The organism is Streptomyces sp. KR55 (genome assembly GCF_052245645.1).
Lineage (GTDB): Bacteria > Actinomycetota > Actinomycetes > Streptomycetales > Streptomycetaceae > Streptomyces > Streptomyces flavusporus.
In genome coordinates this window covers 1-9,212 of record NZ_JBQQCE010000397.1, presented here as the reverse complement: position 1 = coordinate 9,212, position 9,212 = coordinate 1, and the positions used below count along the sequence as shown (strand labels likewise).

Here is a 9,212-nt window from a genome sequence, read left to right as displayed (position 1 = left end):
TCCCTCTCTTCGCTCCGCACGTAGATCACTGACCGCACCACGTGTTGCGGCTGGGCACTCGCCGCTGCCAGGGCAGTGAGCGCGTTCGCGACCACCTGGTCGACCTGCGTCTCGAGGGAACCGGCACCGACGAGGTCACCGTTCCGATCAAGCGGGCACTGTCCCGCCAGGTAGGCCGTACGCCCTGCCTCTACCACCGTGATGTGGTGGTAGCCGGGCGTCTCATGCAGCTGCTCGGGGTTGATGCGGGTGATCTTCTCAGTCATGTCCGCGAGTCTGCCTAGCGTGGTGCCAGCACGCACCGCAATTTCCCCACCGGCAAGCACTCCGCAGCGACCTGAGGTTAAAGAACAAGCTGACCGAGTGCCGGAGCACGTCGTGCTCCGGCGCGTTGTACGCCGGACGCATCCTGGCCGAGGCCTGCGGACCGTTCGGGTCAGGCGTTCGCATCGGCAACGGCCGCGCGGAACTCCTGCGTCATCAGGGCGACCGAGCCGCGCTGGACGGGAGCCTCGCCCGGCTCGCCCCACACCTTGGCCAGCGCGGCACTCATGCGCTCGTTCATCGCCGCGTCGACCACCGGCCGGTACTCCTCGGGGACGACCCGGGTGTCCTGAACGGCGACCATCGTGCCGAAGCGGGTGCCGATCCACCCGATCGTGGCGACCTTCCAGCCGAGCTGACGCGCCGCCTTGCGTGACGCGGCCGCCGCCGTCCGGTCGGTGTCGTGCGTTGCAGGCGTCGCTAGGTGGGTTCTGTGAGGATGGCGGCCAACCCGTCGACGAGTGCGATGAGACGCTCCAGCTCCGCTCCCTGCCGGGCACGGCGGAAGCCTCGGCGGCGGCCCCAGAACGCGGGCCGCCCATGTACATCAGGTACTTGTCGCGGACCGGATTGACGGGGGCCCCGGTGCGCAGGGACCGGCTACACCGACTACCCCCTGCTTCCCGCAGCCCGGAGCGGGCCCTCCTCGCCGAGTACACCCCCGGCCCACAAGCGAGAGGATTGTTCGGGTACACACCTTCTCCATCAGAGGACACACATATCTTCGCCAAGTCGCCGTCTGAGTCGGCTACTTGATGATGAGTCAGCTACGCCCGGTGATATGATCTCAGCACTTGCCAAGCGGGCCACGGGTCCGTGAGCCTGCCGGCCAGCCCACCAAGTACCGCCGCCTGCCGGGACGCCTACGGCAGGTTTTCAGCTACTGGGGCTTCAGTCGCTTGAAGAGAGTCACATGACGCAATACATGCTGGATCCGGCAGTCTGGGCGCTCGTTGCCGGTACCCCTGCCGCAGCCACGGTCATCATTCGCCAGCGGAAGGTGATAGGGAGGTTACGCAGGCAGAGCGACGAGCTCAAATCCTCGTACACCGCACTGGAAGGCGGTTATGCCGAGATCGTTCGGCAGGCCGAGGAGCGGGCCGAAGAAGCCACGAAGACGGTGCTGAAGTCCGCGATGCGGACGCTCCAGGGTCTCGCGGCCGAGCAGCAGTTGGGCATCTCCAAGCTGCAGGCGAAGCACGGCGACTCGCTGATTCTCCAGGATCTGCTGGAGATCGACCACATGAACTCCCAGTTCGGGAGGCGGGCTCAGTCCATCGCTGTCCTGTGCCAGGGTTGGCTGGGCCGACAGCGCGATCCTGCTTCGGTCTACGACGTGATCCGCAGCGCGCAGGGACGAATCCGCCACTTCCAGCGGGTCGAGATCCTCTCGCAGGTCGATTTCGCCATCACGAGCCGGGCCGTCGAGCCGGTCGCCCTGGCCATGGCCGAACTGCTCGACAACGCGACGAGCTATTCGGCTCCGGAAACCGTGGTCGAGATCAATGTTCGATCCGTGCCCAAGGGCATCTGCATCGTGGTTGACGATGCGGGTGTCGGCATGAACGAGGAGGAGAAGGCCAAGGCAGGGGAACTTCTGTCCGGCGCGCGCGCCGCAGGCGTCTCCGGGCTAGGGAACCCTCCGCAGTTCGGCTTTGCGGTGATCGGTGCGCTTTGTGAACGCTACGGCTTTACCGTCTCCGTCGACTCCACCTCTCCCTACGGGGGTGTCCGCGCGGTGGTGCTCCTCCCAGAGGAACTGCTGACCGGCATGCCGGAGCCAAAGATGCCGAAGGCCGCTCTCCAGGCAGCAGAGGGCTCGGATGGGGCCGACGCAGACGCTCCGGCGACTACCGCCGACGGGCTGCCCAAGCGCCGGCGCAAGCAGAGGCCCATGGCTGTTGTGCCGACCAGCCCAGGCAGGGAGCGCCAGCCTGCCCGCTCCACTGCGGAGACGGCGTCGATCATGGGCGCCTTTCAACGGGGGACCGAGACCGGCCGCGCCGCACCGCCGGACGCGATGCGCCGACCGAGCCAGGACGCACGCAAGGGACCGGAGACCTCCTCGTGAAGAACGACCTGTCATGGATGCTGGACAGTGCCCTGGAGATTCCCGGGGCCCTTCATGCGGTCCTGGTCTCGGCCGACGGTCTACTGATGGCCCGTACGAAAGACCTCGGGCGGGACTCGGCCGACACGGTCGCCGCCGCGATGAGCGGTGTGCAGTCACTCAGCCGGAGCCTGGCCTTCTTCTGCGACGGTGAGGACCTGCAGTGGCGCCAGACCCTGGTGGAGTTCGACGGCGGCTGGGTCTTCCTCATCTCGGCCGGTGAGGGCGCCTACCTCGCGGTCTCGGCGGCTGCCGACATCGACATGGCAGACATCACGTTCCGTATGCAGCAGCTGGTCGGCCAGCTGGGCAAGGAACTGGCGACATCACCCCGCGAGGACATCGGCCACCGCCCATGACTGACAACACCCCCGATGAGCCTGAAGCCGCAGAATTAGTACGGCCCTACGTCATCACCCGCGGGCGTGGTCTGCCTGCCGAGGATCAGTTCTCCCTGATCACTCTTGTGACGACGGCCAGCGACCAGCGGCAGCGCCCCAACCGGCTCTCCCCCGAGGAGCAGACGGTCCTGGACATGTGCTCCGGCGGCTACCTCTCCGTCGCCGAGCTCGCCGGCCACACCGAGCTCCCGCTGGGTGTGGTGAAGATCCTCCTCAGTTCCCTGGCAGAGGGGGGCTACCTGATCACCCGAGCGCCCGTGCCCCGGGCGCGTCTCGCTGACGCACAGCTTCTCCAGGAGGTGCTGGATGGACTCCACGCGCACTTTGGATGAGGACGCCTATGTCCGGGGCGGCGCAGAACAGACCGCGGTGAAGATCCTGGTCGTCGGTCACTTCGCCGTCGGCAAGACGACCCTCATCCGCACCCTCTCCGAGATCCCGCCGCTGTCCACCGAGGAGAACATGACGCGGGTGGCAGAAGCGGTCGACGATCTCAAGGGAGTGCAGGGCAAGACCACGACCACGGTCGCAATGGACTTCGGACGCCTGACAATCAGCGACCAGGTGGTGCTCTACCTGTTCGGCACGCCCGGGCAGCAGCGGTTCATCCAGATCTGGGAGGACATGGCCCGTGGCGCCCTGGGAGCCATGGTTCTGGTGGACCCTGAGCGGCTTGCGGACTCCTTCGCCGTCATCGATCTGATCGAGCAGTACGGGCTGTCCTACGCTATCGCCGTCAACCACTTCGACGGCACGCCGGCACGCACCGAGGCTGCGCTGCGAGAAGCGCTCGACCTCCTGCCTGACACCCCGGTCGTCGTCATCGACGCACGGGACGAGAGGTCATCGGCGAAAGCGCTGATCACTCTCGTTCGCTACCTACACGAACGCGCCGCTCTGGAGCACGCATGACCAGCGAACCGACCCCCGTCCCGCCGCCCGGCTGCCCCGCGCACGGCAGCGGTCAGCGGATCCCCATGTACACAGCGGAGTTCGCCGCCGATCCTCACTCGTACTACGCCTACATGCGCCACCACGGCCCGACGGCACCCGTCGAACTGGCCCCGGGTGTGGAAGCAACCCTGGTGACGGACTACGCGGCGTCGCTGGACCTGCTGCAGAATCCGGGTGACTTCCGCAAGGACGCGCGCCAGTGGCGGGATCTTAACGAGGGCAGGATCAGCCCGGACAGCCCTGTCCTTCCCCTGCTTGTCCACCGGCCCAACTGCATGTTCACCGACGGCGCCGAGCACCTGCGGCTGCGCCAGGCCGTCACCGAAAGTTTCGCGCGTGTCAGCAGCCACCGACTGAGCCAGAACGTCGATCAGGTTGCTCGCTACCTCATCGCCCAGTTCAGCGCCCGTGGCTCCGCCGACCTTCTGAACGACTACGCCAAGCAGCTTCCGCTCTTCGTCTTCAACGAGCTCTTCGGCTGCCCGCCACAGGTCGGCGACCGGGTCATGTTCGGCATCTCCGGCATGTTCGACGGCATCAACGCCGAGAAGGCCAACGAGGTTCTGTTCCAGGCCGTGAGCGAACTGGTCGCGCTCAAGCGGGCGCAGCCAGGCGACGACGTCACGTCCTGGCTGATGCAGCATCCAGCCCAGCTGAACGACCAGGAAATGGCCCACCAGCTCGTTCTACTGCTCGGCGCCGGCGCGGAGCCGCTGCGCAACCTGATCGCCAACACCCTGCACCTGCTGCTGACCAACGACCGGTATGCACAGAACGGGCTGGTGGAGGAGGCACTCGACGACACCTTGTGGAGCAACCCGCCCATGTCCAACTACGCACCCCACTACCCGGCCAGAGACATGGAGTTCGCCGGGCAGAAGCTCAGCGCCGGCGATCTGGTGCTGGTCAGTTTTCAGGCCGCCAACGGCGCCTCGGCGCGGTCCGCAACTGGACAGGGCAGCAACCGGGCCCACCTCGCCTGGAGCGCAGGGCCGCACGCCTGCCCCTCCAAGGAACCCGCTCGGCTGATCACTCTGGCAGCCGTCGAGCACCTGTTCAACGAGCTGCCCGATGTCGAACTCGCCGTCCCCGAGGAGAGCCTGACCTGGCGGCCCGGCCCGTTCAACCGCGCCCTGGCACAACTGCCAGCCCGCTTCACCCCGGACACGCCCCGGCACGCCGCACAGCCGCAGCCGGTGCAGGCAGCACAGCGCTCAGAATCCCCGGCGCCCCCGACCAAGGAACGCGGCGGCATGTGGAGCTCCTTCCTCACCTGGCTGAGGACGTAGGACCTTCTGCGACATGGGGTGACACAGGTAACGCGCGGCAGCCACCGCCTACTGCATGAGCGTTCAACCGTGGGGGTAGGACTGCGCAGGGTATCTGAGTCGTCACACGGTAAAGGAGGGACAGTGGAGCCGAACGCCGCTTCCACTCTCACTCAGCACTCCACCCCCCGGCCGCTTCACCCGTTCTCCCAGGAGGAGATCTTCCTCATAGGTACTGAGATAGGCAGGCCGAATGGCCGGATACCCGCCCTCACCGGCGGGTATCTTTTTGCCCCTGCCCAGACCGTCCCCTCGCGCGCTCCTCGCCGCCCCGTGCTCCAGGGGGCCCGGTGAGTACGGCGCCGGCGAGCGACACACCGGCCACAGACGCACACAGCCTCACACTCGGCAACCACGTCGTCGGTCAACTGCTGCGCCTGAGCGCTGTCGTGGGCCTGACGGACACGGACGCGGCACTTTACGCACAGATCCTGGTGGACTCTCTCGGGAACGCGTCCGGGCGTCCGTTGGCCCTGCCGCCTCCCTCGCCGAGCTTCATCTCCGATGACCACACGCCGGTCGAGTTCTCCCTGGCCTTCCGCCCGGGCGCCGCCCCCGCCCTGCGGGTACTAGTCGAACCCGGCTGCACCGCCGCCGGCATGGCCGACAACGGGCGCCACGGGCTCGCCGTCATCCACGATATGGCCCGCCGCTGGCACTTCTCCACCGCCCAACTCGACTGCCTTGAGGACCTGTTCCTGCCCCCCTCGCCCCAAGGGGCCCTGGCCCTCTGGTACGCGCTGGAGTTACGCCCCGGCGGCATCCCCGGGGTGAAGATCTACCTGAATCCCGCCGCGTCCGGCCCCCAGCAGGCCGCCGCCACGGTGCAGGAGGCACTGCACCGACTCGGCCACCGCCAGGCATTCGCCGCGCTCCCCGACACATCCGCATATCCCTTCCTCGCCCTGGACCTGGGCACCTGGGAAACCCCCCGCGTCAAGGTCTACACAACCCATCCCGGTCTCTCGGCACCCGACGCGTGCGCATTGAACCGCGCGGAGCCCGGCCCCGCACCGCAGGACGTCGCCACCTTCTTCCGCATCGCCGCAGGAAGCCGCCAGCCCACCGCAGCGGGAAGCGAACCCCAGACACGACTGGGCAGGCGACCGGCGCTGACCTGCCACTCCTTCACCGACACCGCAACCGGCCGACCGAGCGGCTTCACCCTGCACATCCCCGTCCGCGACTACGTCCGCAACGACGAAGAAGCCCTCACCCGCGCCACCGCCCTGCTGACCCACTTCGGCATGGACCCCTCAGTACTGCGCCGCGCCCTGGCCGCCCTCACCACGCGACAACTGCCCGACGGTGCGGGACTGATCGCCTACCTGGCGCTGGCCCACGAGCGCGACCGCCGACCCCGCATCACCGCGTACGTCTCCTCCGAGGCATACGCGGTGCGCCCCCCGCTGCCGCGCCCGCCCTGGCCAGGTGCCGACCAGTGACAGGCCGGCCGCGGCCGCCACTCAGCCCCCCACGCAGTGATCCACGGAACGTCAGAAAGAAGGACCAGTGGAGCCTTACCGGATCAAGGTCGTCGAGCCCATCCCCCTCACCACCCAGCAGCAGCGTGAGGAAGCCCTGCGACGGGTCTCCTACAACCTGTTCGATCTGCGAGCCGACGAGGTCACCATCGACCTGCTGAGCGACTCGGGAACCGGCGCGATCTCCGCCGCCCAGCTCGCCGCCGGCATGGACGGCGACGAGTCCTACGCCGGCTCCCGCTCTTTCTACCGCTGGCACGAAACGGTCAGCGAGCTCACCGGGTACCCGCACCTCCTGCCGGTCCACCAAGGACGCGCGGCCGAACGCATCTTGTTCTCCTCGCTCCTCCCATCGGGCAGCACCGTCCTGTCGAACACACATTTCGACACCACGCGCGCCAACGTGGAGCTGGCCGGCTGCCAGGCCCGTGACCTTCCCTGCCCTGAAGCCAAAGACCTCGACAACCAGCACCCCTTCAAAGGCAACATCGACCTACAGGGCCTGCAGCACGCGTTGGAGAGCGCGCAGGACTCGCCCGTGGCTGCGGTGGTGATGACCATCACCAACAACGGTGGCGGCGGGCAGCCGGTGTCCATGGACAACCTGCGGCAGACAGCCGAGTTGTGCCGCCGCCACCGCGTCCCCATGTTCCTCGACGCTGCGCGATTTGCTGAGAACGCCTGGCTCGTGACCCGTCACGAATCCGGCTACCAGGACCGTACCCCCCGCCAGGTCGCCGAAGAGGCCTTCCGCCTGGCCGACGGGTGCATCATGAGCGCCAAGAAGGACGGAATCGTCCACATCGGCGGCTTCATCGGCCTCAAGGACCCCGAACTCGCCCAGAAGTGCGAACGCCTCCTCATTGCGACTGAAGGCTTCGCCACCTACGGCGGCCTGGCCGGACGCGACCTGGACATGATGGCCCAAGGGCTCGTGGAGGTGACCGAGCCCGCCTACCTGGCAGAGCGCGCCGACATCGCCGGACACCTCGCCCACCGCATCAGGACCGCCGGCGTCGACATCGTCGAGCCCGCCGGCCTGCACGCCCTCTACCTCAACGCCGGACGGCTCCTGCCCCACGTACCGCCCCACCAGTACCCCGGCCACGCATTGGCCTGTCAGCTCTACCTCCGCGGAGGCATCCGCTCAGCAGAACTGGGATCCCTCTACCTCGGCGAGGAAGACGATCAGGGCAATCCCATCAAGTCGGCGCCTTACGAACTCGTGCGCCTTGCGCTGCCCCGTCGGGTATACACCCGCAGCCACTACGATCACGTCGCCCAGACTCTGGCAGACATCGCCAAGGATCCCAGCTCAGTGCACGGCTACCGCATCGTCGACCAGTCCCCGATCCTCCGTCACTTCAGCATCAAACTGGAGCCGGTCAAGCCCAGCGGGTCCTGAAGGACGCCGCATCCACGAGACAGGAGGAAAGGCGACGCGGCGACTCGAAGGGAGCCGCGTCGTCGGCGCAGGGCGTGGCTGCCCCAGATGACGGTGGCCGGGCAGGAAGCGCCACCCCCAGCCTGCCCTTAACCCGCATGGGTGGCGCTGGTGGCTGTGGAACGGCACCGGGATTCTTCACACGCCAACGTGGGACCCTCGCACGGCGAGAGTCACATTTCAGCAGGGCATCGTTTTCGTCGGTTCCTCACAGTCCAGCCCACCCTCCGATCCACGAGCCGACCAGCACCATGCCGACAACGAAAACAGCAAGCAGCCACAGCACGGACTTGTGATAGGGAGGTGTCGACATACGCGGCATACCCACAACCTGTCACCTTCCAGATCACAAAGAGCAGCAGATCCGGTTGCGTACCCGACTCGGTTCACGGCGCAGATCGTGCCCCGTTCCAAGCTGATCGTTCCCAAAATGGTGATGCGGCGTTTCCGAGGCTTTGTCGGCACGGCAGCTGAGCTGTTGGACTCCCGCACAAGCCCCCGCGTGGTCTCGCCGCCACGTCGCCTCTGGCGCCGACTCGAGCGGGGACGAAGCCAGCGCACCACCACCCCGCCTGCCCGGTACCTCACGGCCGGGATGCGGCACGCCGGTAACGTCGCTGAGCGGTGGACCTATGGACCCCCGAGCGAGCAGCGATCTCGACCCAGGTCAGACGCTCGCCATTGCGCAACCGAACAATCTCAGCTGCCGCCTTGTCACCGGCGGCAGCCCTGGGTCGGCCAACTCGAGCCACGGCGACGGGCGCTGGATCAGTGACAGAGCGCCATGTCACTCCGTGAATCGCTAGACGCACCGTGCTGGCACTGACCCTAGTTCGCTCAGCTAGCTGGCTGATGGAGGCACGCCCTTCCGCATAGTCGCGTCGCAGTTCCGCGACCAGCTTCGCATTGAGCCGCGCTCCCTTGCCGGGTGCCTGCTTGGGCTGCGGACGCGGGAGCGGAGGTGGCTTACTCAAGTTCTGCCATGTGAGGCCGTATACGGCGTGTTCCAGCGAACGGTATGTCACTCCGAACTGGCGCGCTAGTACTCCAGCCGTAGTTCGTGATCTCGATCGTGAGGGGCGCCGAGGAGGCAGCTGGCAGCGTCGATCATCTGGACGAGACCGACCACGCCGTCGCGGGCGTCCGTTTCCTTCTCCGCCTACCCGA

Annotated in this window: 9 protein-coding genes; 7 read left to right on the top strand and 2 right to left on the bottom strand. The window is 67.1% G+C overall.

The window, feature by feature from the left end; translation table 11 throughout:
- Together ACTWQJ_RS39140 and ACTWQJ_RS39135 are read right to left on the bottom strand one after the other, a co-directional pair.
- The coding region (locus ACTWQJ_RS39140; protein ID WP_443311195.1) for a RidA family protein at positions 1–266 on the bottom strand (266 nt) is incomplete at its 3' end.
- 170 nt (positions 267–436) lie between these two features.
- On the bottom strand, positions 437–628 hold the full coding sequence (locus ACTWQJ_RS39135) for a hypothetical protein (protein WP_443311194.1): 192 nt from the start codon (positions 626–628) through the stop codon (positions 437–439).
- Between the two features lie 609 nt (positions 629–1,237).
- Here ACTWQJ_RS39135 and ACTWQJ_RS39130 point away from each other — a divergent pair.
- The 7 genes from ACTWQJ_RS39130 to ACTWQJ_RS39100 all read left to right on the top strand — a co-directional run bounded on the left by ACTWQJ_RS39130 (position 1,238) and on the right by ACTWQJ_RS39100 (position 8,006).
- Entirely contained in the window at positions 1,238–2,395 is a 1,158-nt protein-coding gene (locus ACTWQJ_RS39130; RefSeq protein ID WP_443311193.1) for a sensor histidine kinase, read from the top strand.
- A complete protein-coding gene (locus tag ACTWQJ_RS39125) occupies positions 2,392–2,793 on the top strand; it encodes a roadblock/LC7 domain-containing protein (protein ID WP_443311192.1) in 402 nt (133 codons plus the stop codon). Before ACTWQJ_RS39130 ends, ACTWQJ_RS39125 begins: the two co-directional genes overlap by 4 nt.
- Positions 2,790–3,167 (top strand): DUF742 domain-containing protein, encoded by a 378-nt coding sequence (locus ACTWQJ_RS39120; protein ID WP_224738842.1) that lies wholly within the window; start codon positions 2,790–2,792, stop codon positions 3,165–3,167. Before ACTWQJ_RS39125 ends, ACTWQJ_RS39120 begins: the two co-directional genes overlap by 4 nt.
- Entirely contained in the window at positions 3,142–3,747 is a 606-nt protein-coding gene (locus ACTWQJ_RS39115; protein ID WP_443311191.1) for a GTP-binding protein, read from the top strand. Before ACTWQJ_RS39120 ends, ACTWQJ_RS39115 begins: the two co-directional genes overlap by 26 nt.
- On the top strand, positions 3,744–5,078 hold the full coding sequence (locus ACTWQJ_RS39110; RefSeq protein ID WP_443311190.1) for a cytochrome P450: 1,335 nt from the start codon (positions 3,744–3,746) through the stop codon (positions 5,076–5,078). Before ACTWQJ_RS39115 ends, ACTWQJ_RS39110 begins: the two co-directional genes overlap by 4 nt.
- A 329-nt stretch (positions 5,079–5,407) precedes the next feature.
- Positions 5,408–6,562, top strand: coding sequence for a tryptophan dimethylallyltransferase family protein (locus ACTWQJ_RS39105; RefSeq protein ID WP_443311189.1), 1,155 nt, complete (start codon positions 5,408–5,410; stop codon positions 6,560–6,562).
- 67 nt (positions 6,563–6,629) lie between these two features.
- Positions 6,630–8,006, top strand: a complete 1,377-nt coding sequence (locus tag ACTWQJ_RS39100) for a tryptophanase (RefSeq protein ID WP_443311188.1) — start codon at positions 6,630–6,632, stop codon at positions 8,004–8,006.
- The last annotated feature ends 1,206 nt before the right edge of the window (positions 8,007–9,212 follow it).